The 25291-nt window shown below is 64.3% G+C and carries 24 protein-coding genes; 16 read left to right on the top strand and 8 right to left on the bottom strand.

Features of this window, described 5'->3' with window-relative positions; all coding sequences use genetic code 11:
• Positions 1-555, bottom strand: a 555-nt coding sequence (locus EPN80_RS10880; protein WP_293026638.1) for a LysR family transcriptional regulator, incomplete at its 3' end; no start/stop codon positions are given.
• Between the two features lie 102 nt (positions 556-657).
• On the opposite strand from EPN80_RS10880, the gene EPN80_RS10875 reads away from it, so the two are divergent.
• The 11 genes from EPN80_RS10875 to EPN80_RS10825 all read left to right on the top strand — a co-directional run bounded on the left by EPN80_RS10875 (position 658) and on the right by EPN80_RS10825 (position 13197).
• Positions 658-1539, top strand: a complete 882-nt coding sequence (locus EPN80_RS10875; protein WP_293026636.1) for an aldo/keto reductase family oxidoreductase — start codon at positions 658-660, stop codon at positions 1537-1539.
• A gap of 492 nt (positions 1540-2031) precedes the next feature.
• Positions 2032-3612 carry a cytochrome ubiquinol oxidase subunit I gene (locus EPN80_RS10870; protein ID WP_293026634.1) on the top strand — a complete coding sequence of 527 codons (1581 nt, stop codon included), beginning with the start codon at positions 2032-2034 and terminating at the stop codon, positions 3610-3612.
• 3 nt (positions 3613-3615) lie between these two features.
• Positions 3616-4749: a cytochrome d ubiquinol oxidase subunit II gene (gene cydB, locus EPN80_RS10865; protein WP_293026632.1), complete on the top strand. Its 1134-nt coding sequence runs from the start codon at positions 3616-3618 to the stop codon at positions 4747-4749.
• 8 nt (positions 4750-4757) lie between these two features.
• Positions 4758-4991, top strand: coding sequence for a hypothetical protein (locus tag EPN80_RS10860; RefSeq protein WP_293026630.1), 234 nt, complete (start codon positions 4758-4760; stop codon positions 4989-4991).
• A gap of 15 nt (positions 4992-5006) precedes the next feature.
• On the top strand, positions 5007-6761 hold the full coding sequence (cydD, locus tag EPN80_RS10855) for a thiol reductant ABC exporter subunit CydD (RefSeq protein WP_293026628.1): 1755 nt from the start codon (positions 5007-5009) through the stop codon (positions 6759-6761).
• Positions 6758-8497, top strand: coding sequence for a thiol reductant ABC exporter subunit CydC (cydC, locus tag EPN80_RS10850; protein ID WP_293026626.1), 1740 nt, complete (start codon positions 6758-6760; stop codon positions 8495-8497). The genes cydD and cydC overlap by 4 nt, the downstream gene beginning before the upstream one ends.
• Positions 8498-8675: 178 nt before the next feature.
• Positions 8676-9641: an LOG family protein gene (locus tag EPN80_RS10845; RefSeq protein WP_293026624.1), complete on the top strand. Its 966-nt coding sequence runs from the start codon at positions 8676-8678 to the stop codon at positions 9639-9641.
• Positions 9638-11017, top strand: a complete 1380-nt coding sequence (locus tag EPN80_RS10840) for an MBL fold metallo-hydrolase (protein WP_293026622.1) — start codon at positions 9638-9640, stop codon at positions 11015-11017. The genes EPN80_RS10845 and EPN80_RS10840 overlap by 4 nt, the downstream gene beginning before the upstream one ends.
• Positions 11018-11078: 61 nt before the next feature.
• The gene (locus EPN80_RS10835; protein ID WP_293026642.1) at positions 11079-11780 is read left to right on the top strand and encodes a VIT family protein; all 702 of its coding nucleotides are present in this window, start codon (positions 11079-11081) and stop codon (positions 11778-11780) included.
• A 72-nt stretch (positions 11781-11852) separates the two neighbouring features.
• Positions 11853-12731, top strand: a complete 879-nt coding sequence (locus EPN80_RS10830; protein ID WP_293026620.1) for a VOC family protein — start codon at positions 11853-11855, stop codon at positions 12729-12731.
• A gap of 37 nt (positions 12732-12768) precedes the next feature.
• On the top strand, positions 12769-13197 hold the full coding sequence (locus EPN80_RS10825; RefSeq protein ID WP_293026618.1) for an OsmC family protein: 429 nt from the start codon (positions 12769-12771) through the stop codon (positions 13195-13197).
• A 109-nt stretch (positions 13198-13306) separates the two neighbouring features.
• Here the strand turns inward: EPN80_RS10825 and katG are convergent, their stop codons facing one another.
• A complete protein-coding gene (gene katG / locus EPN80_RS10820; protein ID WP_293026616.1) occupies positions 13307-15487 on the bottom strand; it encodes a catalase/peroxidase HPI in 2181 nt (726 codons plus the stop codon).
• A gap of 386 nt (positions 15488-15873) precedes the next feature.
• Here katG and EPN80_RS10815 point away from each other — a divergent pair, with 386 nt between their 5' ends.
• The 4 genes from EPN80_RS10815 (at position 15874) to EPN80_RS10800 (ending at position 17961) form a co-directional block, all read left to right on the top strand.
• Positions 15874-16581: a succinate dehydrogenase iron-sulfur subunit gene (locus tag EPN80_RS10815; protein ID WP_293026614.1), complete on the top strand. Its 708-nt coding sequence runs from the start codon at positions 15874-15876 to the stop codon at positions 16579-16581.
• A gap of 30 nt (positions 16582-16611) precedes the next feature.
• Positions 16612-16947, top strand: a complete 336-nt coding sequence (locus EPN80_RS10810; RefSeq protein WP_293026612.1) for a cupin domain-containing protein — start codon at positions 16612-16614, stop codon at positions 16945-16947.
• Positions 16948-17018: 71 nt separating this feature from the next.
• A complete protein-coding gene (locus EPN80_RS10805; protein WP_293026610.1) occupies positions 17019-17384 on the top strand; it encodes a carboxymuconolactone decarboxylase family protein in 366 nt (121 codons plus the stop codon).
• Positions 17368-17961: a hemerythrin domain-containing protein gene (locus EPN80_RS10800; RefSeq protein WP_293026608.1), complete on the top strand. Its 594-nt coding sequence runs from the start codon at positions 17368-17370 to the stop codon at positions 17959-17961. Before EPN80_RS10805 ends, EPN80_RS10800 begins: the two co-directional genes overlap by 17 nt.
• A gap of 21 nt (positions 17962-17982) precedes the next feature.
• Here EPN80_RS10800 and EPN80_RS10795 read toward each other — a convergent pair whose 3' ends face one another.
• From EPN80_RS10795 to EPN80_RS10785, 3 genes are all read right to left on the bottom strand, one after another.
• On the bottom strand, positions 17983-18843 hold the full coding sequence (locus EPN80_RS10795; RefSeq protein WP_293026607.1) for a class I SAM-dependent methyltransferase: 861 nt from the start codon (positions 18841-18843) through the stop codon (positions 17983-17985).
• Positions 18844-18919: 76 nt separating this feature from the next.
• On the bottom strand, positions 18920-19264 hold the full coding sequence (locus EPN80_RS10790) for a VOC family protein (protein WP_293026606.1): 345 nt from the start codon (positions 19262-19264) through the stop codon (positions 18920-18922).
• A 1-nt stretch (position 19265) separates the two neighbouring features.
• Positions 19266-19442 carry a CopG family transcriptional regulator gene (locus EPN80_RS10785; RefSeq protein WP_293026605.1) on the bottom strand — a complete coding sequence of 59 codons (177 nt, stop codon included), beginning with the start codon at positions 19440-19442 and terminating at the stop codon, positions 19266-19268.
• A 301-nt stretch (positions 19443-19743) separates the two neighbouring features.
• Here EPN80_RS10785 and ampC point away from each other — a divergent pair, with 301 nt between their 5' ends.
• Positions 19744-20916, top strand: a complete 1173-nt coding sequence (ampC, locus tag EPN80_RS10780) for a class C beta-lactamase (RefSeq protein WP_293026604.1) — start codon at positions 19744-19746, stop codon at positions 20914-20916.
• A gap of 10 nt (positions 20917-20926) precedes the next feature.
• Here ampC and EPN80_RS10775 read toward each other — a convergent pair whose 3' ends face one another.
• The 3 genes from EPN80_RS10775 to EPN80_RS10765 form a co-directional block, all read right to left on the bottom strand.
• On the bottom strand, positions 20927-23281 hold the full coding sequence (locus tag EPN80_RS10775) for a plasma-membrane proton-efflux P-type ATPase (protein WP_293026640.1): 2355 nt from the start codon (positions 23279-23281) through the stop codon (positions 20927-20929).
• 130 nt (positions 23282-23411) lie between these two features.
• Positions 23412-24536, bottom strand: coding sequence for a cytochrome C nitrite reductase (locus tag EPN80_RS10770; protein WP_293026603.1), 1125 nt, complete (start codon positions 24534-24536; stop codon positions 23412-23414).
• 44 nt (positions 24537-24580) lie between these two features.
• A partial coding sequence (locus EPN80_RS10765; RefSeq protein ID WP_293026601.1) for an efflux RND transporter permease subunit occupies positions 24581-25291 on the bottom strand: 711 nt, incomplete at its 5' end.

Raw genomic sequence — 25291 nt, 5'->3', positions numbered from 1 at the left:
TAGTTCATGCGGATGCTCCGGCCGCCCGTGCGCGTCGAGGTAGTCCGGCGCGGCGGCAGTGGCGAAGCGCTCCACACGCGGGCCGATCGGGACCGCGATCATATCCTGTTCGAGCCGCTCGTCGTAGCGAATGCCGGCATCGCAACCGACCGACAGCACATCGACGAAACCATCCTCCACCAGAACTTCCACGCGAATCCCCGGATACGCTTTCAGGAATGCGGTAACGATGCCTGGCAGTAGGGTGCGCGCGGCACTCGCAGGCACATTGAGCCTGAGCGTGCCGGTCGGCTTGTCGCGAAATACGTTCAGCACGTCGAGCGCCGCTTCGATCTCGCCGAACAATGGCGTTAGCTTATCGAGCAGGCGCTGCCCCACCTCGGTCGGCGCGACGCTGCGCGTGGTTCGATTGAGCAGCCGCAGGCCGAGTTTGGCTTCAAGGCGACGCACGGCAATGCTCAGGCTCGATGCGGAAACACCGGCGATGCGTGCGGCATCGCGAAAGCCGCCGGCGCGGGCAACCGAGACAAAGGCCGCGAGATCATTCAATTCCATGTCTATTGTTCATATTTTTAAACAACCCGTGGAATTTAGACTTATTTATTTAACAAATCAACGCCGCCATACTGACGCTCTACATTCACCCAGGAGCACGTCATGCCGCAACTCAATTCCGAACACCCGTTTTCCCTGGCCGGCCGCCCGGTGCGCCGCCTGGGCTATGGCGCCATGCAACTGGCCGGACCCGGCGTGTTCGGCCCGCCCAAGGATCGCGCCGCGGCCATCGCCGTGCTGCGTGAAGCGCTCGCGCTGGGCGTCAACCATATCGATACCAGCGACTTTTACGGGCCGCACGTCACCAACCAAATCATCCGCGAGGCGCTCCACCCCTACCCGGACGATCTGGTCATCGTCACCAGAGTCGGTGCGGTGCGCGGCAGCGACGGCGCGTGGCTGCCGGCGGCCGAGCCGGCGGACATCAAGCGCGGCGTGCACGACAACCTGCGCAACCTCGGCCTCGACACGCTCGACGTCGTCAACATGCGCATCATGATTAACGTCCACGCCCCGACCGAGGGGTCGATTGAAAGGCAGATCACCGCCCTGGCAGAACTCCAGCGGCAAGGGCTCATCCGGCACATCGGCCTGAGCAACGTCACCGCCGCGCAAGTCGCCGAGGCACAGCGCATCACGGAAATCGTCTGCGTACAGAACCATTACAATCTGGTGCATCGCGCCGACGACGCTCTGGTCGACTCCCTTGCCAGGCAGGGCATCGCCTATGTGCCGTTCTTCCCGTTAGGCGGCTTCACGCCGATTCAATCATCGGTGTTGTCACGGCTCGCCCAGTCGGTGGGCGCCACGCCAATGCAACTGGCGCTTGCCTGGCTTCTGCATCGCGCGCCCAACATTTTGTTGATCCCCGGCACGTCGTCGCTCGCGCATTTGCGCGAGAACCTGAGGGCGGCGCAATGGCGCCTGAGCGAAACGCTATTGGCCGAGCTCGATGCGATCGGCCAGGGCGGCGATCCGGCATAGGCCGACGGAAGATCCCGCGCCGCGTTTGGCGGCGGCCGGCAGGCCAACATCCTCGCAAACCCGCTGCCCACGCCATCGCTCCTCAACAGTAAATGTTTTGACCACCGCCGTATCGCTGCGCACCGGATGTCATCCGAAATCTCCGGCGGGCTCCACCGACCGCCACTTGCATTTCATTAGACGCAACTGCACGGATGCCGGTCGTAGCGACACAAACGCATAGGAATGCGATATGTCTGGTGCCCGCACACCTGTGCAGACAGCCGGGATCGATCCTTTTTCCGTAGCACCGCCCCGAATCCCTTTACACCCGCAGAGGGTATGGATAGCATCTCATAACGTGGAGACTCGACCTGCGGCGTTATGCCACACGGTGGCGGTAGGCGGAATGTGTCGGCAGCTTGATTTTCGTCAATCCGGCGAAAAGCAGAGCACAAATAATGCTCGGAAACATTTAGGATTTGACTTATCTTCCGTTAGGACGTCATCACCATGCACGACATCAACGTAGTTGATCTGTCACGATTGCAGTTCGCGCTCACGGCGCTTTATCACTACCTGTTCGTCCCGCTCACGCTCGGCATGTCCTTCATGCTGGCGGCCATGGAGACAGTCTACGTCACCACCGGCAAAGAGATCTACAAGCGCATCACTCAGTTCTGGAGCAAGTTGTTCCTGATCAATTTTGCGCTGGGCGTGGCCACGGGTCTTACCATGGAGTTCGAGTTCGGCACCAACTGGTCGTTCTACTCGAGTTTCGTCGGCGACATTTTCGGCGCGCCACTGGCGATCGAAGGCTTGATGGCCTTCTTCATGGAATCCACCTTCGTCGGCCTGATGGCCTTCGGGTGGGATCGCCTCAAGCGCGGCCAGCACCTGGCGGTGACCTATCTGGTGGCGCTAGGCTCGAATCTGTCGGCGCTGTGGATCCTGATCGCCAACAGCTTCATGCAAACGCCGCATGGCGCGAGTTTCAACCCGACTACCATGCGCATGGAACTGAGCAGCTTCACCGACCTGATCTTCAGCCCGGATGCCCAGGCCAAGTTCGTCCATACCAGCATCGCAGGATACGTCACGGCGGCGATGTTCGTGGCCGGCATCAGCGCCTGGTACCTGCTCAAGCAGCGCCATGTCGATCTGGCCAGACGCTCGTTTCGCATGGCGGTGCTGTTTGGCGTGCTCGCCACGGCCGGCGTCATCACGCTGGGCGACGCGCTGGGCTTCATCGGCGGCCAGGCCCAGCCGACCAAGCTGGCGGCCATGGAGGGCCTCTGGAAAACCCAGCCGGCGCCGATGCCCTTCAACCTGATCGCCTTTCCGTCTCAGCGGGACCAGACCAACCGGGGTGAAGTCCAGGTACCCTACGTGCTGTCGCTGCTGGTCACTCACTCGCTGACCGGCACCGTACCCAGCATCGAAGAACTCGAGAAAGAAGCGGTTGCCCGCATTCACAACGGCATTCCGGCAGTCGCCGCGCTGCAACGCCTGGCCGCCGATCCGCACAACGCCGGCGCGCTGGCGCAATTCAACGCGCATGAAAAGGACCTCGGCTACGGTTTCCTGGTGCAACGCTACGCGCCCGATGTGACGCAGGCCACGGATGCGCAGATCGCCACCGCGGCGCGCGATGCGATACCGCAGGTCGCACCGATCTTCTGGTCGTTCCGCGTGATGGTCGCGCTGGGCCTGTTCATGCTGGCCTATTTCGTCCTGGCAGTGATCTACACGATGCGTAACCGCGTCGAACGCAAGCGCTGGTTCCTCAAGCTCGCGGTGGTGATGATCCCGGTGCCCTTCCTGGCCAACGAGGCCGGCTGGGTCGTGGCCGAATTGGGGAGACAGCCATGGACGGTATACGGCGTGCTGCCCACCTGGATGTCGGCATCGACTCACAGCGTCGGCTACATGATCTTCTCGCTGGTCGGTTTCGTCAGCCTTTACACGATATTCATCGTCGTCGAAATGTATCTGATGGTGCGCGCGATACGCCAAGGCCCCGATAGCCACCCTGACGCGAACCCCTCGGATAAACAATGGCAAGCCGGGCGTATGGCCGGCACGGAGGCTTGAACCATGGAACTCTACGCTGCACTTCAATTTGTCTGGTGGCTGCTGCTCGGCGTGCTGCTGATCGGGCTGGCCGTGATGGTCGGCATGGACATGGGCGTCGGCACGATCCTGCGCTATGTCGGCCGCAGCGACACCGAACGCCGCGTTGCGCTCAATATCATCGGCCCGCACTGGGACGGCAACCAGGTTTGGTTCATTCTTGGCGGCGGGGCGGTATTCGCCGCATTCCCGCTGATCTACGCGACCGCCTTCTCGGGGTTCTACGTGGTCATGCTGTTGCTGCTATGGAGCATGATCGTACGCCCGCTCGGCTTCGAATATCGCAGCAAGCTGCCGTCGGCGCGCTGGCGCAATGTCTGGGACTGGTCGCTGTTCATCAGCGGCCTGGTGCCGATGGTCGTGTTCGGCGCCGCGTTCGGCAATCTGTTTCAGGGCGTGCCGTTCCACTTCAGCTGGAACCTGACCTCGACCTACACCGGCTCGTTCCTGGGCCTGCTCAATCCGCTCGCGATCCTGTGCGGCCTGCTGTCGGCGTCGCTCTCGATCTTCATGGGTGCGGCGACCGTTATGAACGGTGCGACCGACGTCATGTACGACCGCGCCCGTCAATTGGCCCGTATTGCGGCGCTGGTCGCCATCGCGCTGTTTGCCATCGGCGGCTTGTGGGTGCACGGCATGACCGGCTATAGCCTGAGCGCCGGGCCGGGCGCCGGCGTCGCGCAAACACCGCTGCAGCAAACCGTCGTGCCGGCCGCGGGCGCATGGTTCGGCAACTTCCAAACGTACCCGATACTCTGGATCGTTCCGGCACTCGGCTTTGCCGGCATGCTGCTGGGGTGGCTGGCCGCCGGCGCGCGCCGCTCGCACCTGGCATGGTGGCTGGGCGCGATCGCCTGGCTCGGCGTGATCGGCACGGCAGGCGTGGCGCTGTTCCCGTTCCTGCTGCCTTCGAGCAGCGTACCCGCGCAAAGCCTGACGGTATGGAATGCCAGCTCAAGCAAACTGACACTGACATGGATGGTCGGCTTTGCCGTCTTTTTCGTGCCGCTGATCCTGTGGTACACGAGCTGGGCCTTCTACGTGATGCGCGGCAAGGTCAGCGCAGCCGATGTCGAAGCTGACGAACACGCCTACTGAGAATCATCATGAAAACGACGCTGCAATTCATTCTCTTCATGGCAATCGCCTTTATGGTCATCGTCATCGCCATTTTGCTCGGCAACCTCGGCGCATGGTATTTCGCCTGGTTGGTCGGTACCGCCATGATCGTGCTGGTCGCCGCCGCCGGCGGGGCCCTGCTCGACACCCAGGAAGAAGTCGCCAACCGCAAGGCCGAAGCCGAGGCCGCCAACCGCCAGCAACACCGCCCCGCGCGCTAAGACGGGACGCCCCGGGTGAAGGCCTCGGTAACCGGCTGGCTGCGCGAGCAGGCGCGCCCCGTGCGCCGCCTGCTCGCCGCCGGCATCGTGGCCGGCGCATTGCAGGCCGTGCTGATGTGCGTGGGCGCATGGCTGGTCGCCCACGTGCTGGCCGCAGCGATTTTCCACGGCCGCGGTCTGGCGCAAGCCTGGCCCGCCCTCGCGGCACTCCCGGCGCTTGCCATACTCCGTTTCGCGCTCACGCTTTGGCAACGGCGCATGACTTTCGAGGCCAGCGCCCGAGTCAGTACCGTAGTGCGCCAGGCCCTGGAGGCGCGGATACGCCAACTGGGCCCGCGCTGGGCCGCGCAACAATCGAGCGGCGATCTGGCCACGCGCCTGGTCGACGGCCTCGATGCCCTGATCCCCTACTATGCGGGTTACCTGCCGCAGATGGCCTTCGCGGTTGTCGTTCCCGCCATCATTCTCCTGGCGGTTCTGCCCGCAGACCCTTGGTCTGCGCTGGTGCTGGCGATAACCGCCCCGTTGGTTCCCGTGTTCATGGTCCTGGTCGGACAAGCCGCCGAGCATGCCAGCGAGCAGCGCTGGATGCGCCTCAGGCGCATGGGCGCGCGCTTCATGGACGCCCTGTCGGGACTCACCACGCTGCGTCTTTACCGCGCCGCCGCGCGCGAACAGGCATTGCTGGCGAGCACCGGCGAAGCCTACCGGCGCGAGACCATGGCGGTGCTGCGCATCGCGTTCCTGTCGGCCCTGGTGCTCGAATTCTTCGCCACCGTCAGTATCGCCGTGCTGGCCGTGCTGATCGGCTTCCGCCTGATGTGGGGCCGGCTGGCCTTCGAGCCGGGCTTGTTCATTTTGCTGTTGGCGCCGGAATTCTTCCTGCCGTTGCGCCAGCTCGGCGTGCGGCGGCACCAGCGCATGGAAGCGGCCGCCGCCGCCGAGGACCTGGTCGGCCTGCTGGCGGCAAGCGCCGCGACGAACAGCGACCGACCCGCCGGCACGGCGGCCGCCCCGGCACCGGTGGCTTTCCAGGCATCTCGCGTGTCGATCGCATGCGAAGGCCTCGGCTTCGGCTACGCGCCCGATCGCTGCGTATTGCGCGATCTCGATCTAACCGTTGCGGCCGGCGCCACCCTCACCGTCGTCGGTGCCAGCGGAGGCGGCAAAAGCACGCTGCTGGCGCTGCTGATGGGTTTCATGGAGCCCGTGACCGGACACATCCTCGTCAATGGCCAAAACCTGTCCAGCCTGGAGCTGAGCTCGTGGCGCCAACACATTGCCTGGGTACCGCAACGCCCCCACGTGTTCCACGGCACGCTGCGCGAGAACCTGCTCATAGCGGCGCCGAACGCCGACCAGCTCCAGTTGCGCCGTGCCATCCACGCCGCGGCGCTCGCGCCGGTCATCGCCCGGTTGCCGCAGGGACTGGAAACGCCGCTGGGCGAGCGTGGACTCGGATTGTCCGGCGGCGAATGCCAGCGTCTGGCACTGGCCCGCGCCTGGCTGCGCGACGCGCCGCTACTGTTGCTGGACGAGCCCACGCAACACCTCGACAGCGCTTTGTCGGCCGACGTCGACGCAGCACTGGCGTCGCTGTGCGAAGGCCGCACGGTCGTGCGCGTGGCGCATCGGCTGGCGACGCTCGCCGATGGCGAACAGGTCGCCGTCCTGGCGGATGGCCGAATCGCCGAGCAAGGCACGGTGGCTGCATTACGCGCCGCCAACGGCATCTTCGCGGATTTGCTGCGAGCGGATCTGGCCGCATGAAACCGCACGCTTCCGACGCGGCCGGCACCGTCGCCCTCTTTCGCAGATTGCTCGCGTTGCTGCGCGCTTCGGATCGCCGGTGGCTCGCTGCCGGAGCCGCAATGGCGCTGATCAGCACGCTCTCCGGCATCGGCCTGCTGGCCGTCTCCGGGCATTTCATTACCAGCATGGCATTGGCGGGCGCGAGCGGCGCGGCGATCAACTACTACACCCCGGCCGCCCTGATTCGCCTGTTCGCCATCCTGCGCACCGGCGGTCGTTACGGCGAGCGGCTGGTGACGCACGAAGCGACCTTGCGCCTGCTGGCACGCCTGCGTGTTTGGCTATTCGAGCGCCTGGTGCCGCTCGCGCCCGCGCGCCTGGGCGGCATGCACAGCGCCGAACTGTTCTCGCGCCTGCGCGCCGACGTCGACGCACTGGAGCACGCTTATCTCGGCGCGCTCCTGCCGATGGCCGTTGCGGCGGCGGTCAGCGTGGTGGTGCTGGCCACGGTCTTCTGCTATCTGCCCCCGCTCGGGTTGCTGCTGGCCGCGCTCATCGCCATCGGCGGCATGCTGCTGCCGCGCTGGACGATCAGCCGCGCTGCCGCGCCCGGCGCGAGCGCGATCGCTTGCTCGGAGCGCCTGCGCATGCTAGCGGCCGACGGCGTGCGTGGACGCGCCGAACTGGCCCTTTACGGCGCCGAATCCGCTCATGCCGAACGGATTGCCGCGACGGCCGGGCAACTTCAGCAGGCTCAACGCCGAATCGATCGGCTCCAGGCCATTGGCGGCGCGGGCGTCACGCTGATGACACAACTCGCGGTGGTATTCGCGCTCGCCGTCGGTCTGGCCGCATTGCGGCGGGCCGCCCTGCCGCCCGCCGATCTGACCATGCTGGTGTTGCTCGCGATGGCGACGTTCGAGACCATCGCGCCGCTGCCGGAAGCCTGGGCGCAATTGAGCGCCACGCTGGCCTGCGCGCGCCGCGTTTTCTCCCTGGCCGATACCCAGCCCGCCGTGATCGAGCCGCAGTCGCCGTCACCCACCGCGGCGAGCAACGACCTGGTGATTCGCCAGTTGCGCCTGCGCTACGACCCGCAGGGTCCGTGGGTGCTGGACGGTGTCGATCTCGACTTGCCGCACGGTCGCCGCCTGGGCCTGGTCGGCCCGTCGGGTAGCGGCAAAAGCAGTCTGGCCGGCGCCTTGTTGCGCCTGTATCCCTATGAAGGAACGATCACGCTGGGCGGCGCCTCGCTCCAGACATGGCGCGGCGACGACGTGCGCGCCCGTATCGCGGTCGTCGATCAATCCCCCTACCTGTTCGATGCCAGCCTGCGCGACAACCTGCGCCTGGCGCGGCCCGAGGCCACTGACGAGCAGCTCCGTCAGGTCATCAGGCAGGCGCAATTGGAAGACTACGTGGCCCGCCTGCCGCAGGGCCTGGACACTTGGGTCGGCGAGAACGGCGCGCGCGTCTCGGGCGGCGAAGCCAGGCGCATCGCCATCGCACGCGCGCTGCTGGCCGACGCGCCGATCCTGATTCTCGACGAACCAACCGAGGGACTCGACGCCGGCACCGCCGCCGAACTCTACGAAGCGCTTGCCAAGGCCATGGCGGGCCGCAGCGTGCTGCTCATTACTCACCGACTGGGCGGTCTGTCGACGCTGGTCGACGAGGTCGTAACGATGCTGGACGGCCGCATGGCGCCATCTGCGCCAGCCGTGCATGCCGTTGCGCCCAACTCACTGCCATAGATTGCGCCGATGACAAAAGTCAAACTGGCCTGGCAAAAAAAAACGCAAGATTGAAACCATGACGGCATTCGCTCGCTTTATCCACCCGCTTTCACGCGCATAAAGCCAGCCCCCGAGCAAGTTACAGGTGTGCGCAGGCGCCCTCGCCCGGGGCCATGCCGAGCACAGGAGACTAACATTGAGCGCCAGGAAGTCCGCCATCCCGCCGCCCGTGCAACGCACCGAGCGCCGCACGCCGTTGCCGTGGGAACAACCCAAGTCCCGCGTGGAAGAGGCCGAAGTCGATGAACGGCTGCGCGCGATCATGCAGGACCCGTCGTACCTGGAGGCCGACAGCGACGTCGCCTTCCTGCATACCGATGCGGTGCGCGGCGCGCGCATCCAGCTCGACTATCTCAAGGCAGAACTGGTGCTGGCGGCCCATGGCATCGAGCGCACTATCGTTGTATTCGGCAGCACGCGCCTGCGCGAGCCCGACACAGCGCGCCGCGAACTCGATGCGGCGCGCAGCGCCATGGCGGCCCGTCCCGACGATGCGGCATGCGCGCGCGCGTTGCGCCTGGCCGAGCATCGCCTGGCCCTCTCCCCTTACTACAAGGTCGGTCACCAGCTGGGGCAACTGGTAGGCAAGGCCGGCAATCCGCGGCTGGCGGTCCTCACCGGTGGCGGACCGGGCGCCATGGAAGCGGTCAACCGCGGCGCATTCGACGCCGGCGCGCCCAGCATCGGCCTGAACATCAGGCTCCCGCGCGAACAGTACCCCAACCCCTACATCACGCCCGGCCTGTGCATGCAGTTTCACTACTTCGCCATGCGCAAGCTGCATTTCGTCAAGCGCGCTGCCGCGCTGGTGGCCTTGCCGGGCGGCTATGGCACGCTGGACGAACTGTTCTGCGCGCTGACGCTGATCCAGACCCGCAAGAGCGCGCCCATTCCAATCGTGCTGATCGGCCAGGCCTATTGGAAAAAGGTTTTCAATGTCGACTTCCTGGTCGAGACCGGCAGCATCGATGAAGAAGATCGCGAGCTGTTCTGGTACGCCGAGTCGGCCGAGGAAGCCTGGCAGGGTATCCTCGCCTGGCATCGTCAAAATGGCAGCGCACTGCTCGACGCCCCCGCAGATCCACCAGCGAGAGAACCATGAAGATATCGTTTCACGGCGCAGACCGCGAGGTCACCGGTTCCTGCCACCTGCTCGAGGCACAGGGCAAGCGAGTGCTGATCGATTGCGGCATGTATCAGGGCGGCCGAGACCTCGACGATGAAAACGCCGAGGCGTTCGGCTTCGATCCCAAATCGATCGACGTGCTGCTGCTCACGCACGCCCATCTCGACCACTGCGGGCGTATTCCGTTGCTGGTCAAGCGCGGCTTCACCGGCGAGATCATCACCACGGCCGCCACGCGCGAGCTGGCACGACTGGTCATGCTCGACGCCGCCCGCCTGCATGAAGAAGACGCCGAACGACATGCGCGCCATGCAACGCGACGTGGCGAAGCACAGCGCAGGCCCCTCTACGACACGCTTGAAGCGCTCAATGCGCTCGATCGATTCGGCCGCACGGCCGTCTATGGCGAGCCGGTGGTCCTGGCACCGCATCTGAGCGCCACTTTTTACGATGCCGGCCACATTCTCGGCTCGGCCAGCATTCGCGTCGAGCAAACGCAGGCGCCGCGAGGCTCGATCATTTTCTCGGGTGATCTCGGTTACAGCGGCCGGGCGATCCTGCGCAATCCGCAAATCCCGCCGCCGGCCGATACGGTGGTCATGGAAACGACCTACGGCGACCGGTTGCACAAAGCGCTGGCCCCGTCGATCGAGGAGCTCTATACGGCCATCACCGACACCCTGGCGCGCGGCGGCAACGTCATCATTCCGACTTTCGCGATGGAGCGCGCCCAGGAAATCCTCTATTACCTGCGCGAGGGCATCGAAAAGGGGCGGCTGCACCGCTCGTTGCCGGTCTTTCTGGACTCGCCGATGGCGATTTCGGCAACCGAAATATTCCGCCGCCATACCGAATGCTTTTCACCGAAAGACCACGCCATGTTCGAGGATGGCAAGGATCCGTTCAAGCTGCCGGCACTGCGCTTCACGCGGCAGACCGACGAGTCGATGGCGCTCAACCGCCTGGTCGGCGGGGCCGTGATCATGGCCGGCTCCGGCATGTGCACCGGGGGGCGCGTGCGCCATCATTTGCGTCACAATCTCTGGCGCGAAGACTCAAGCATCATCTTTGTCGGCTATGCCGCACGCGGCACGCTGGCACGCATGCTGATAGACGGCGCCAGGCAGGTGACCCTGTTCGGCGACAACGTCCCGGTGCGAGCGAGGCTCTACACCATCAACGGCTTTTCCGCGCATGCGGACCGCGACGAACTGCTGGCCTGGCACCGCGCCTTGCGCCCCAAGCGGACCGTTCTCGTGCATGGCGACGAACAGGTCATGCAAAGCTTCGCGGCACAATTGAAAGACACGGAGGTTCATGTGCCGGCCAAGGGCGATGTGATTCCCCTGTGAGCGGCGCGCGACCGTTAGCCCCCAAGATGAAGACAGATCAACTCTCTTGAATTTCGCAATGATGAGAACAGACCATTACCTGGCAGAGCGCCACCGCACGCACCACATCGGCTGGCTGCGTGCCGCCGTACTGGGCGCGAACGACGGCATCGTCTCGACCGCCAGCCTGATCATCGGCGTGGCTTCGGCGAACGGCACGCATGGCGCCGTGATGATTGCCGGTGTCGCCGGCCTGGTTGCCGGTGCCATGTCGATGGCGGCCGGCGAATACGTCTCGGTCAGCTCGCAAGCCGATACCGAACAGGCTGACCTCGCCCGCGAGCGGGTCGAACTGGCGACCGACGCCGAACGTGAGCATGCCGAACTGGCGGCAATCTATGTGCAGCGCGGCGTCGAGCAGACGCTGGCCGAGCAGGTCGCCACCCAGCTCATGGCAGCCGACGCCCTGGGCAGCCATGCCCGCGACGAGCTTGGCATCTCCGAAACGGTCAGCGCCCGGCCGCTGCAGGCAGCCTTCTCCTCGGCGCTGGCGTTTACCGTCGGCGCACTCCTGCCATTACTGGTCGCCCTCGTATCCGGCGCCCACTGGCTAGCGTGGACTGTTGGCATCGCATCGCTGGTTTTTCTGGCCGCGCTAGGGGCATTGGCCGCTTATACGGGAGGCGCCGGCATTCTCAAAGGCATGTGGCGGGTGACCTTCTGGGGTGCGCTGGCAATGGCGATCACTGCCGGCGTCGGCCTGCTGTTTGGCGCAACGGCATAGGCAGGTGTGCCGCCGCGGCTCATTTTTCAAACCAACGGTTAAGCACCGTGGTTTATAACGAGGGTGTCCGTCATGGTTCGCATCTTGTTTTTATCGAGTGCCAATGTCACATGCGGCCGGATGGCCGAGGCACTGGCACGGCAACTCCTTGGCGCTCACGCGCAAGTGATCGTCGGCGAGTCTCGACCTCAGCCGGTCGATCCGCTTGCGAGCGCCGCGATGGCCGAAATCGGCATCGACATCGGATCGCAGCACGACGAGCCGGCGCAAATCATCGACGCGGCAACGATTGACGTGCTGATCACGCTGGGGGTCGACCGGAACTACCCGGGGCTGCAGCCCAAGGCCAAGCGCCTGCACTGGGCCGTGGCCGATCCGCTCGTCGATGCGGGCGCACTCGACGCCGGGGAAATCCTCGCGCGCCTTCGGGTCGTGCGCGACCAGATACGCGCCCGCATTGCCGTGCTCGCCAGCCTGCTGGCTGTGCCCGAGGGTCCTCCAGCGCAGGAATTTCACGGCAGCATTCGTGTCAACGACCTGCCTGCCAGCGTGCGCTTCTACGCCTGGCTGCTCAACACGTGGCCAAAGGAATGGACGCATCGTTACGCGACGTTCATCCGCGCCGACCTGCAGCTCAACTTTGTCTTGATGGTCTCCGACGGCCTTGCGCTGCATCACGATACGCTCTATCACCTGGGCATCGGCATGGCCGATCGCCAGGCGGTGATCGACGCGTATCACCATGCGTTGGCGTTTGGCGCATCGATCGCGAAGCCGCCGCGCACCACCTGGAAGGGCACGCCGCTGCATGAATTGTGGCTCAAAGACCCTGACGGCACGCTGATCGAGGTTTATGCGCGCCTAAGCGGTGAGGAACTCGCACAAAAGCCCGCTGATGAACAACCCGTGTTCCTGGTGCCCGGCACCGAGCCGGCTCCCGTCAATGGATAAAGCACTCGAACTGGCATGACTCACGGACCGGGGAATCATGAACAACGAACCGAAAACAGCCTTGACCTTCTCCGTATCCGCGCAGCGAGTCGATGCCCATGGCAGCGTCGTCCATTGCAAACAAGCCGAAATCCGTCTTGACACTGATCTGGCTGGCCGAATGGACGCCTTCAATCCGGCGGAACTGCTGCTGGCAGCGCTGGCAGCCTGCATGATCAAAGGCATCGAACGCGTCACACCGATACTGAAATTCGAACTGCGGGGCGTGCAGGTGCATTTGCATGGCGTGCGGCGGGACGTTCCGCCGATCATGGCATCGATCGAATACGAAATTCTGGTGGATTCGGATGAACCGGATCGACGGCTTGCGCTACTGCACGACAACGTAAAAAAATTCGGCACCGTATACAACACGGTAGCGCCCGGTACAGCACTCGCCGGTGTGTTGAAGCGCCTGCCAAAATAACGCGCCCCTGAGCGAGCGCCGCCGTGCGCCGAGGACAAACAAAACGGCCGACCCGCGCTCGGCCGTTTTGTTTTGACGCCTGGTGCTCAGCGCCCTGTCGTCTCGACGATCACACCAGATCGAAACGATCGAGGTTCATCACCTTGTTCCAGGCGGCGACGAAGTCACGTATGAACTTTTCCTGGGCATCGGCGCTACCATAGACTTCGGCCAGCGCGCGCAGTTGCGAGTTCGAGCCGAAGACAAGATCGACGCGCGTGCCGGTCCACCTGGGCTGGCCGGTGGCGCGGTCGCGCCCTTCGAACACGTCGCTGGCTGCGGACGTCGGCTTCCACTCGGTACCCATATCGAGCAGGTTGACGAAGAAGTCGTTGGTCAATGCCTCGGGTCGATGCGTGAAGACGCCATGCCGGGTCTGGCCAACGTTGGTATTCAGCACTCGCATGCCGCCCACCAGCACGGTCATTTCCGGCGCGCTCAGCGTGAGCAGCTGCGCCTTGTCGACCAGCAACGCCTCGGCAGGAACCGTGTACTTGCCCTTGACGTAATTGCGAAAACCGTCGGCAATCGGCTCAAGCACCGCAAACGAGGCGACATCGGTTTGCGCTTGCGAGGCGTCCATACGGCCCGGCGTGAACGGCACCGTAATATCGTGCCCGGCGTTTTTCGCCGCCTGCTCCACACCCGCGCAACCGGCCAGCACGATCAGATCGGCCAGCGAAACCTGCTTGCCGCCCGGATGCGCGCCGTTGAATTCGCGCTGAATGCCCTCGAGCGTATCGAGCACAACCTTCAATTGCGCCGGCTGATTCACCTCCCAGTCCCTTTGCGGCGCCAGACGAATGCGCGCGCCATTGGCGCCGCCACGCTTGTCGGACCCGCGGAAAGTCGATGCCGACGCCCAGGCGGTCGACACCAGTTGCGGCACCGACAGGTCGGTCGCGAGCACCTTGGTTTTTAGCGCGGCAATATCCCTCTCGTCGATCAACGGATGATCGACGGCCGGAACCGGATCTTGCCAGAGCAGTTCCTCGCTCGGCACTTCCGGACCCAGATAGCGGGCGCGCGGCCCCATGTCACGATGCGTGAGCTTGAACCACGCGCGAGCGAATGCGTCGGCGAACTGATCAGGATTCTCATAAAACCGTCGCGAGATCTTTTCGTAAGCCGGATCGAAGCGCAGCGCCAGATCGGTGGTCAGCATGGCCGGTGCGATCCGCTTGGACGGATCGTGCGCGGCCGGCACGGTACCGGCGCCGGCGCCGCCTTTCGGCGTCCACTGATGCGCGCCGGCCGGACTCTTGGTCAGCTCCCATTCGTAACCGAACAGGTTCCAGAAGAAGTTGTTGCTCCATTGGGTCGGCGTCGAGGTCCAAGTTACTTCCAGGCCGCTACCAATCGCGTCGGCGCCCTTGCCGGTGCCGAAGCGGCTCTTCCAGCCCAGCCCCTGCTCCTCGAGGCCCGCCGCTTCAGGTTCCGGGCCCACCAGCGATGCGTCGCCGGCGCCGTGGGTTTTGCCGAAGGTATGGCCGCCGGCGATGAGCGCCACCGTCTCTTCGTCGTCCATCGCCATGCGCGCAAAAGTCTCGCGAATGTCGCGTGCCGCCGCAAGCGGGTCCGGCTTGCCGTTCGGCCCTTCGGGGTTGACGTAAATCAGCCCCATCTGTACCGCCGCGAGCGGATTTTCGAGGTCGCGGTCACCACTGTAGCGCTTGTCATCGAGCCACTTGTTTTCGGCGCCCCAATAGACGTCCTCCTCCGGTTCCCACACATCCTGGCGCCCGCCGCCAAAACCGAAAGTCTTGAAGCCCATCGACTCCAGCGCGACATTGCCGGCCAGAATAATCAAATCTGCCCAGGATATCTTGCGGCCGTACTTTTGCTTGACCGGCCAAATCAGACGGCGCGCCTTATCGAGATTGACGTTGTCAGGCCAGCTGTTCAGGGGTGCGAAGCGTTGCTGTCCGGCGCCTGCGCCGCCGCGGCCGTCGCCAGTGCGATACGTGCCGGCGCTGTGCCAGGCCATGCGAATGAAAAACGGCCCGTAATGGCCGAAATCGGCTGGCCACCAATCTTTCGAGTCGGTCATCACCGCCAGCAGATCTCTCTTGACTGCTGCCAGATCGAGACGCTTGAATTCCTCGGCGTAATTGAAATCGCGATCCATTGGATCGGACAGAGACGAGTGTTGGTGCAGGATTTTCAGGTTCAGCTGGTTGGGCCACCAGTCTCTGTTTGATGTGCCGCTGCCAGCGGTGTGGTTGAACGGACACTTCATTTCAGTCGACATAAGCTTTCTCCTTGGATCGTTTTCACACGGCTGCTCGGCTGGACGGGATGGCCGGGCACTGTTGCCAAATAATAATAGTTATCAACTCCGGGAGGAAATTGGTTTATTCAATAGCGGCAAGACAAAAAACCTAACAGGCCCGCGTCAAAGACGCCGCTCCCCGTTGCCACGCAAAAACCCGGCATCGAACAAACGCGACAGAAACTTTCGCCAATCCTTGATCCCGATCAAGCCGACGAAGTCTCGACAGACTACCCATTAATATCATGCCGTGATACATTTAATCCAAAGTTCGCCGCCGTGCGGCGTCGCGCCAGCCACGCACCCCGCGGAGGCAGGTAAGCGTCGCCCGAGCACGCCGACGCAGGACGCAGCGAGGCAACATCGTGAGTCAATCCAGAACGTTCGAGATCTACCGCTACGATCCTGACCAGGACGTGGGCCCTCACATGCAGAAGTTCGAACTCGAGCCCGCGCCAGGCGAGCGCATGTTGCTCGATACGTTGATGCGGCTGAAGGCGCTCGATCCGTCACTGAGCTTCCGGCGCTCGTGCCGCGAGGGCGTATGCGGCTCCGACGCGATGAACATCAACGGCAAGAACGGCCTGGCCTGCGTCACGAACCTGCTCGATTTGCCGCAGCATACGGTGTTGCGCCCACTGCCCGGCCTGCCGGTGGTGCGCGATCTGATCGTCGACATGACGGGCTTCTTCAAGCAATACCATTCGGTCATGCCGTATCTGATCAACGATACGCCGCCGCCCGAACGCGAACGCCCGCAATCGCCGCAGGAGCGCGATCAACTCGATGGCCTTTACGAATGCATTCTGTGCGCCTGCTGTTCGAGCGCTTGTCCGTCGTACTGGTGGAACCCGGACAAATACGTCGGCCCCGCAGGGCTTCTGCAGGCCTACCGATTCCTGGTCGACTCGCGCGACGAGGGCACCAGCGCCCGGCTCGACAATCTTGAAGATCCCTATCGCGTGTTCCGCTGCCGCACGATCCTGAATTGCACCGACGTCTGTCCCAAGGGCCTGAACCCCGCGCAGGCGATCGGCCTGATCAAGACCATGCTGACACGCCGGATCGTTTGAATCGACTCTTATCCAGGAACCAGAACCGCCATGGCCACGCCGCGCGCAGCCTTCGGAGAACTGATCGACATCCGCCCGCTTGGCCCCGCGCTCAGGGACGCCAAATCCGTCACGCTGGTGCGCTCCGAGCGCCTTGAAGTGATCCGCTTGATGCTGCCGGCCGGCAGGCACATCCCCGAACACCGGGTGCCGGGCGAGATCACGGTGCAGTGTCTGGAGGGCCGCCTGAAGTTCTCCACGCAGGCAGCCACGCATACCATGCAAGCCGGCGATCTACTGTTCGTCGAGCCGGGCCATGCGCATTGGCTCGAGGCGATCGACGACACATCGGTACTCGTGACGATCTATTTGCCGCACGATCGCTGACGCCGGCCCGCCGAGCCGGTCATCACAGACATTGGCCCGCAGACTCGGGCCGCTTTCATACGAGGTCAATAATGGACGATTCGATGTACCCGCAATGGACTCCCAGGATGGCAACCCAGCGCCGCGAAATGGCCCCGGATGCGCTTGCCGCTTTCATGGCATTCAACCGTGCGGTCTTTGCCGACGGCGCGCTGCCGGCGAAAACCAAGGAACTGATCGCCGTTGCCGTAGCACACGTCACGCAGTGCCCTTACTGCATTCGCGGCCACACCGCCGGCGCCCTCAAGCAAGGCGCCACGCAGCAGGAAATCATGGAGGCGATCTGGGTCGCCGCCGAGATGAGAGCCGGCGCGGCCTACGCGCACTCGGCGCTGGCCATCGACGAGATGAACCGACGTGCGGCCTCGCAGGAGGCTCATCGTGACGAACATCGTTGACACGCTGCGCGCCGAGCATGGCAACCTGGAGCGGCTGATCCGCCTGTTCGATGATCAGGCTATCGCCATCCAGGGCGCATCACCGGCCAGCACAGCCCTGCTGGTCGACGCAACCTACTACCTGACGCGTTTTCCGGACGTCAATCACCACACGCTGGAAGATCGCATCGTCGAGAGTCTGCTGAAGAAACGCGCGCTGCCCGTGGCGCTCGGGCGCGAAATCGAGGCGCAACATGCGACGCTGGTGCGCGAGGGACACCAGTTGCTGCAGGCGCTTGAATCGTTGATCCGCGAGGAGAACTCATCGGCCGAATGGGTCGAGTTTCAACTGCGCCTTTATGGCGAGCGCCTGCGCCACAATATCGCCATGGAAGAACTGACGCTCTTCCCGATGGCACTGGCCCGCCTCGACGCCGACGACTGGGACGCCATCGTACGCGGCGGTCCGACGCCAAGCGCCGATCCGCTCTTTCAGACACCAGTGCACGAGCGCTTCCGGCAACTGCATCGCATCATTGCACGCGAAGCCGAGTGCGGATGCGAGGACGACGATTTCCCGCGGCCAATCCCCCACTGAAACCGGGCTTGGGCGATCGCGCTAGGTGCTCGCCACCAGCAACTCTTCTGCATTGTCCGGCGGGCGCAGGCCGTCGGCCCTGCCTGCAAAATAGCGTCGGGCCAGCTCGGCCGCACTCACGTGCCGCGCCTGTCCAAACCCGGCCTCGCGTGCTGTCGCCAGAATTTTCTGCGGCGTGAAGAAACTCAGGAACGGCGTGCCGCTGGCGCGTGCGCCCCGCTCGGCCATTTCCAGCCCCGGGCGCACCTCGGGGCCGGCCAGATGAAGCGGGAGCAGAAATGTCATGGCAAGCGTGGAACCCGGCGCGAACTCCGCCACTTGATGCAGCGTGGCCGCATTCGCTTGCAGGGTGAGATACATGCTCACGCCGGTCGAGACCACGATGGCCGGCTTGCCAGCGTCGAAGCCGGCAGCGATGAGGTGATCGCGCCAGCCTTGCCCCGCCTCGAAATCGACCGGCACAAAGCGCAACCACGCTGGAACGCCAAGGCCAAGCTCGATCAGGCGTTGGCGCTTCCAAGCCTGCGGGCCGGGTCGATCGATTTCGAACACCGTCAGGCCAGAGGCAATCTCCGGGCGACGCTGGGCAAAGCTGTCCAGGCCCGCGCCGAGAATCACGTACTGATCGACGCCGCGCCCCGCCTGCTCGGCCACCAACCCCTCGATAAAGCGAGCCCGCGCGACGATCGACGCTCTGAACGGGCGCGTGAATTGCGGGTCCATATCGCCACGGCTGCGCCAGCCGGCATCGGGCGCCAACAGTTGCAGACCGATATCGTCGCAGAACACATGCGGCGGAGGATCAACCTGCATATGCAGGGCGCGCCACAGCGCTACGCGTGCGGCAGTTGCATCGGGTGCAGCGTTCGATTGATCAGTCATGACTCAGACCTCGCTCACGCCAACGGCCGCGAGGCAACTCTCCCGCGAACCATGGCGCATTCGTGGTGACACCCGATTACTGCGTGCCCGGCGCCTGAAGGCGCCAGATGCGACCGTCCGGATCGCGCACGGTCATCTCTCGGGTTCCCCAATGCGTATCCTGGAATGGCGTAAGCTGATCGACATTGCCACTCACTTGGCAAGCCGCTTCGTCGGGCACCTTGAGAACGAGGTGCATCTGCGGCACCTCGCTCGCGGGCACCTCCGCGATGAAAACCTCAGGGCCCACGCGATTGCGAAGCTGGCCGGAATGATGGTCGGTCTCGAACGCCAGTTCGTAGCCAAGCGCCTGAAAGAACCTGGCTGCCTTGCCCCAATTATGCGTCGTCAGAAACACCGCCTCGATGCCTTCAGTTGCCATATCACTTCTCCTTGCCGGATGTACGTCCCTGTTCTTCCTGAGCGCTGAGATAGGCGCGCAGCGCCTCGGCAACCAGTGCCGAGAGCGACAGTTCCGCCTCGATGGCGTGATGCTTCACCTGCCGGATCAGCCCGATCGGCAAGTACACGTTGAATTGCTTGACATCTTCGTCGCTCATGGATGTTAGTATGCTAGCAATATAGCATTCCGTCAACTGCCCCGATATTTCTTTCGATTCGAGCAAAGCACAGCGTCACTGCATCGCTAGCGATTCGCGCCGACCCGCATCGCCCAGGGCAGGCCGCCTGCGCTCAAAACGCCGCAGAAAAATATATATCGGCATCCTACCCGTATTTTCGTTTGTCAGCGATTCTCAAAAGTGAGATATTGTCGCCGGCGCTTCTTCTCGCCTCCGATATCCGTCAGTCACCCGGCCCGTCTGTGCCATCCCGCTCATCCATCCAGAGGAATTTCCAACGATGAACTACAAGACCGCCTGTCTCGCGACGACGATTTTCATGACCCTGATGGCCACTTCGTCCGCCAGCCATGCGGCCGCGGAGGCGCCTGCCGGAATCAGGCAGACAGTGGACGCGGTGGTTCGGCCCATCATGACAAAAAACCGCATCGCCGGTATGGCGGTGGGGGTCGTTGCTGACGGCAAGCCCTACGTTTTCAACTACGGCGTGGCCTCGCGCGCCACCGGCAAGCCGGTTACCGGCGACACACTGTTTGAACTCGGGTCGGTGAGCAAAACGCTCACCGCCACACTAGTGTCCTATGCGCAGGTCAGCGGCCGCCTGTCGCTGTCCGACAAGACGAGTCAGTATCTGCCGGCATTGCAGGGACACCCGTTCGGCGAGATCCCCCTTCTTGACCTGGGCACGCACACGCCGGGCGGACTACCGTTGCAGGTGCCCGACGGCATCCACGACAACACGCAACTGATGCAGTATCTCAAAGCATGGCGACCCAGCCATGCGCCGGGCACCTATCGCACCTACTCCAACATCAGCATCGGCACGCTCGGCCTGATCGCGGCCAGGCGCTTCGGGCAGGACTTCATCACGCAGATGCAACAGCGCCTGCTTCCCGCACTCGGCATGACCCACACCTATATCGACCTGCCGCAAGACAAAATGGCCGACTATGCACAGGGTTATACGAAAGCCGACACGCCAATCCGCATGGCGCCCGGCGTACTGGCGGCCGAGGCATACGGCATCAAAAGCACTGCGGCCGACATGCTGCGCTTCGTGCAAGCCAACATGGCGATGGTCCCGCTGGAGGGAGAACTCCAACGCGCGATCTCGGCCACGCACACCGGCTACTTCAAGGCGGGGCCGATGACGCAGGATCTGATCTGGGAGCAGTATCCGTATCCGGTGTCGTTGCAAACCCTGCTCGATGGCAATTCGGCGACGATGATCCTGCACGGCACGCCGGTGACGCCGATCACACCGCCGCAAGCCCCGCGCGCCGATGCGTGGATCAACAAGACCGGCTCGACCAACGGCTTCGGCGCCTACATCGCCTTCATCCCGCAAAGGCGCTTGGGGATCGTCATCCTGGCCAATAAAAACTTCCCGATGGATGAGCGCGTGAGCGCGGCCTACAGGATCCTCACGGCGCTCGCCGACGGCGCACCGTGAGACGCGGCGCTCACCCTAGCTCAAAGCGATGGAATACGAGGCGCTTGACCTGATCGAGCACGAGCGCGAATGCGGCGACGATGCCGATCAAAGCGCCCACCAGTTGCCATGGCACCGGCACCATGAGCGTGCCGGTCGCGGCCAGAATGCTGACAAGAACGACGTCCGCCATGCTGGCCAGGGCCATGACCGCGCTCGGGGCAAACGACCAGAGGTGTCCGTCGTTGCGCAGCACATAGACGTTGGCCTGGGTCGTGAATACCAGCAGCAGAAACACCAGTGTCTGCATCTGCCCGGCGCTGAGCCCTAACCGCGCATGCGCCCAAAAATACAGCGACAGCGAGAAAATCAAGGAAACGACCGCGAGCACAGCCGCCGCGCCGACGAGCTGCCCGACGCGCCAGCGTTGCGGCCGTGCCGCGGGTCGTACCCGGTCGACCGCGATGGTCATTGTCACGAAGTCGTTGGCGAACAGCAGCAGCACGATCAGTCCCGCGGATATCACGAAACCACCAGTCAGCCACAGCCCGAGCGTGAGAAATACGACAATTTCGAGCGTCTTGACGATCTTGTTGAGGATGTAGGTCAGCATGCGCCGATGCACTTCGCGGCCCGTGCCCACCACGGTCAGAACACCGCCCAGGCCCGGATCCGTCAATACCACGCCGGCGGCCGCCTTGGCGACATCGGTGGCGCTGGCCACGGCAATGCCGAGCTCGGCCTGCCGCAGCGCCGGCGCGTCGTTCACGCCGTCGCCCGTCATCCCGGCGACGTGCCCGGCCTGCTGCAGCGCGCGCACGATCGCGTGCTTGTCCTCCGGCAATACGCGAGCGAAGATGTCGCAGTTCTCCGGGTGAAGCAAGTCTTCGCCGCGCGGCGCGCAAACGCGCGTGCCGAGCCCCAGCCGCAGACCGATGGCCCGCGCCGTCTCCAAAGCATCACCCGTGGCCATGCTCACGCGCACACCGAGTCCGCCGAGTTTCGCAATCAGTTGCGCCGCATCTTCGCGCGGCGGATCGGCCAGACCGATCAGGCCAAGCAGGCGGATCGCGCCGGCCGGCCCCGCGGCGATCGCCAGCACGCGCGCGCCGCCGGCGGCCAGGGCGCGCTCGGCCAACTGCGCCGCCTCGCGCTGCGCGGCATCGGCCCCGCACTGCTCGAATATCGCGCCGGCCGCGCCTTTGAGCGCATGCCATGGCGCACCGTCGACCAGGTAGACACCTTCGCTGAGCCGTGTTGCCGGATCGAATGGCCGAAAGTCGGTACGGGCGGGTGCTGCGCCCGCCTGCGTACCGGCACGATAAGCGGCGAGGATCGCCAAATCCAGCGGATCCTGCGATGCGTCGTCGCTGGCCAGTGCCGCGGCGCGCAAAACGTCGGTCTCGCTCACCTCGCCCAACGCCCTGACGCCGGCGACCGATAGCGTATTTTTGGTCAGCGTGCCGGTTTTGTCCGACAGCAGCGTGTCCATGGCGGCAGCCTCCTCCACCGCGGGCAACCGGGTGACGAGCACGCCCTGCCGGGCCAGCCGCGTGCTGGCAACGGCTGTCGCCAGCGTGTAGGTCGCCGGCAACGCCACCGGCACCGAGGCGACCAGCAGCATCAATGCAAACACCGCCGTGTCGGCCAGCGGCAATCCGTGCGTCGCGGCGTAGACGATGACCAATACGACCAGCACCAGATCGAATGCAACCAGCCGCTTGACGATCGAAAAAATCGTGCGCTGCATGTGGCTCGGCGCGCTGGAGGTGCGAACCAGTTCGGCAGTCCGGCCAAAATAGGTGTGCGAACCGGTGGCGGTGACCTCGCCTGTGGCCTCGCCCTGGCGCACGATCGAGCCGGTATAGGCGGGCTTGCCCGGGCCCGCGTCGACCGCGAGCGACTCGCCGGTCAGCGCCGACTGATCGAGCGCGACGGTGCCATCGAAAAGCTGCAGATCGGCCGGCACCAGATCGCCCGCGCGCACATGCACCACGTCGCCCGGAACCAGTTGCGCCGCGGCAATGCGCCGCCACTGACCATCGCGCAGCACGCGCGCGTTGACCTGCAACTGGCGGCGCAGCAATGCCAGCGCGTCCTGCGCGCGCCGTTCCTGGACAAATGCCACGGTGGCATTAAAAGCGAGCAGAAACAGAATAACCAGCGCCTCGCGGTCGCGGCCGAGCAGTGCCTGCAACACGATCACCGCTTCGAGCATCCACGGCACCGGCCCCCAGAGCTTGCCGAGCAGTTGGCGCCACAATGACGTACGGCGTTCCTCGATAGCGTTCAGGCCAAATGCCTGAAGGCGGCGCTGCGCCTCGGCCGAGGAAATCCCCGTGGCATGGTCGGTGGGGGGCACGGATGCGCCACCATCCGTTGGCATTTGAGCGGCGCTTGTCATGGGCGGTCCAGACCTGATGTCGGGAAAGCGGGTGTCGTTTGTCGCATTTTTCAATTGACGCCGCGTGAAATAAGCCGAGCTGGGAGTCGGCTCATTCTACAAGCGCCCAGCGTCAACGATCAAAAACTTTCACGCAGCCTCTGGGACAGGCTTTATCGCCAGCGCCAACCGGAACAAAGACCGCGCCATCCACACTTGCCACGGAATGCGCGCTCTTGCCGCTGGGCACGTTGCCCAGCCAGCGCTCATGCCGTGCGTCGATCATCCCGAGCACCGGACCGCCCGGGTTGGCGACTGCCGCCAGCGCATAGCGTCCAGACCGGCCGTCGTACCAGACCTCGTCCGACCCACCGACCTGCGGGAACGTCCGAATCATCTTGCCGCTAATGGCATCCAGCAACAGCGAGTGCGCCGGGAAACCCGCACTGACCGCATCGTCACTGCAGCCGACAAGCAGTTGGTTCGCGGGGCCAACCGCCAATCCCCCTGGCATGCACTGAGACACTTCGTGCATGCCCACGAGCTTGTGCTGCCGCGGATCGATCACGGCGATCCCACCCTTGGCCGGCTCGCCGTCGAGTACCGGGATGGCGAGGAAGATCATTCCGCTGCGAGGATCCCAAACGGGTTGTTCCAGCCCGTCCGTCGCTCGCGGTAACTCAATGCGCGACGCCACCGCATAGGGCGCACGAGAGGAGATCAGCGTCACGAACGGCGGCTGATCAGCGTTATTCGCGGCAATCACCAAGTGATCTCGCGGATCGTAGCCGAGTTCGTCGACACGCTTGAGCCCGCCGGTCGAGACTGAGGCGACGATGCGCCGGGTCTTGAGATCGATGATCTTGACGCTGCTATTGCCGTCGCCCGCCCATATCTGGCGGCCATCGACAATAGTCACGCCATTCGGGCCGCCTTGATCGCCTGGCTTGGCACCAGCAAACCCACCGACCTGAGCCAGGATACGGCGGGTATGCGTATCGATCAGGTCGACCGAAGCGTTCGACCGGTCGGCCAAGGCATAAACACCGTGCGAGGCAAAGCCGATATCGAAGCTTTTCAGGGGCGAGCCGGGCAGCGTGATGCGATCGACGAGTCTGGCCGGCTGATTGGCATATGCCGAGGCAAATACGGCCAGGCAAAGGGTGAAGAGACCACAGCGAAGAATTTTGGGCATAGTTTCACTCATGTTGACAGGATTAATGAAGAGGCGCCCCTCAGGGGGTTGGCTGAACGACATTCGCCACGGGCAGCGCCCGGAGGCGCTCCCCGTGGCGATGGCACTCACTGCGCGCGCGCTGCCTGATCTCGCCGGGTGGTCAACTCGATCAGCACGGGCATGACCACCAGCACGAGGGGCAACTGCACGAGGGCGCCGGCGATGATGGCGATGGCCAGGGGCTGCAGCATCTGGTCGCCCGAGCCGCTGATGGCTGCGCCCAGCGGCACCAGCGCCAGGATCATCGCCAGGGTGCTCATCACGATCGGGCGCAGCCGGTTGAGCGCGGCCTCGCGCAGCGCCTGGCGCGGCCCCAGGCCCTCGTCCTCGCGCAGCAGCTGGTACTCCGAGACCAGGAAGATCGCCATCTCCGTGGCGATGCCGATGATCATCACCATGCCCATCATCGCCGTGATGTTGAGCTCCACCCCGGTGACCCACAGCCCCACGAACACCGCCCCGGTCGACACCAGCGAGGTGCCCATGATGATCAGCGGAATCAGCAGCCGCCGGTACAGGAACAGCAGCAGGATGATCTCGGCGACCACCGCCGCGGCAAACACCTTCAACATGCCGCGCACCGCCATCTGCTGCTGCTTGTAGGCGCCCCCGAAGGTGTAGCTGACCCCGGGCGGGATCAGCCCGGGCCTGGCCAGCGTTTGCTTGACCGCGGCAATGGTCGAGCCCAGGTCGTGCCCGCCGCCGATCTGCGCGGTCACCGCCACGATCTGCTGCAGGTTGTCGCGCGTGAGCTGCGGCTGCCCGGCCACGAAGCG

Source organism: Pandoraea sp. (assembly GCF_004297875.1).
GTDB lineage: Bacteria > Pseudomonadota > Gammaproteobacteria > Burkholderiales > Burkholderiaceae > Pandoraea.
Note: the sequence above shows the minus strand (reverse complement) of the source record. Positions and strands in the feature narration are given on the sequence as shown.

Excerpts from the sequence above, each read along its gene's own strand:
- EPN80_RS10840 (WP_293026622.1), top strand. The coding sequence starts at position 9,638 with ATGAAGATATCGTTTCACGGCGCAGACCGCGAGGTCACCGGTTCCTGC.
- EPN80_RS10860 (WP_293026630.1), top strand. The coding sequence starts at position 4,758 with ATGAAAACGACGCTGCAATTCATTCTCTTCATGGCAATCGCCTTTATG.
- EPN80_RS10830 (WP_293026620.1), top strand. The coding sequence starts at position 11,853 with ATGGTTCGCATCTTGTTTTTATCGAGTGCCAATGTCACATGCGGCCGG.
- EPN80_RS10770 (WP_293026603.1), bottom strand. The coding sequence starts at position 24,536 with ATGTCGTTCAGCCAACCCCCTGAGGGGCGCCTCTTCATTAATCCTGTC.
- EPN80_RS10835 (WP_293026642.1), top strand. The coding sequence starts at position 11,079 with ATGAGAACAGACCATTACCTGGCAGAGCGCCACCGCACGCACCACATC.
- EPN80_RS10790 (WP_293026606.1), bottom strand. The coding sequence starts at position 19,264 with ATGGCAACTGAAGGCATCGAGGCGGTGTTTCTGACGACGCATAATTGG.
- katG (WP_293026616.1), bottom strand. The coding sequence starts at position 15,487 with ATGTCGACTGAAATGAAGTGTCCGTTCAACCACACCGCTGGCAGCGGC.
- cydB (WP_293026632.1), top strand. The coding sequence starts at position 3,616 with ATGGAACTCTACGCTGCACTTCAATTTGTCTGGTGGCTGCTGCTCGGC.
- EPN80_RS10775 (WP_293026640.1), bottom strand. The coding sequence starts at position 23,281 with ATGCCAACGGATGGTGGCGCATCCGTGCCCCCCACCGACCATGCCACG.
- EPN80_RS10795 (WP_293026607.1), bottom strand. The coding sequence starts at position 18,843 with ATGACTGATCAATCGAACGCTGCACCCGATGCAACTGCCGCACGCGTA.
- EPN80_RS10875 (WP_293026636.1), top strand. The coding sequence starts at position 658 with ATGCCGCAACTCAATTCCGAACACCCGTTTTCCCTGGCCGGCCGCCCG.
- EPN80_RS10805 (WP_293026610.1), top strand. The coding sequence starts at position 17,019 with ATGGACGATTCGATGTACCCGCAATGGACTCCCAGGATGGCAACCCAG.
- EPN80_RS10785 (WP_293026605.1), bottom strand. The coding sequence starts at position 19,442 with ATGAGCGACGAAGATGTCAAGCAATTCAACGTGTACTTGCCGATCGGG.
- EPN80_RS10825 (WP_293026618.1), top strand. The coding sequence starts at position 12,769 with ATGAACAACGAACCGAAAACAGCCTTGACCTTCTCCGTATCCGCGCAG.
- cydC (WP_293026626.1), top strand. The coding sequence starts at position 6,758 with ATGAAACCGCACGCTTCCGACGCGGCCGGCACCGTCGCCCTCTTTCGC.
- EPN80_RS10870 (WP_293026634.1), top strand. The coding sequence starts at position 2,032 with ATGCACGACATCAACGTAGTTGATCTGTCACGATTGCAGTTCGCGCTC.
- ampC (WP_293026604.1), top strand. The coding sequence starts at position 19,744 with ATGAACTACAAGACCGCCTGTCTCGCGACGACGATTTTCATGACCCTG.
- EPN80_RS10810 (WP_293026612.1), top strand. The coding sequence starts at position 16,612 with ATGGCCACGCCGCGCGCAGCCTTCGGAGAACTGATCGACATCCGCCCG.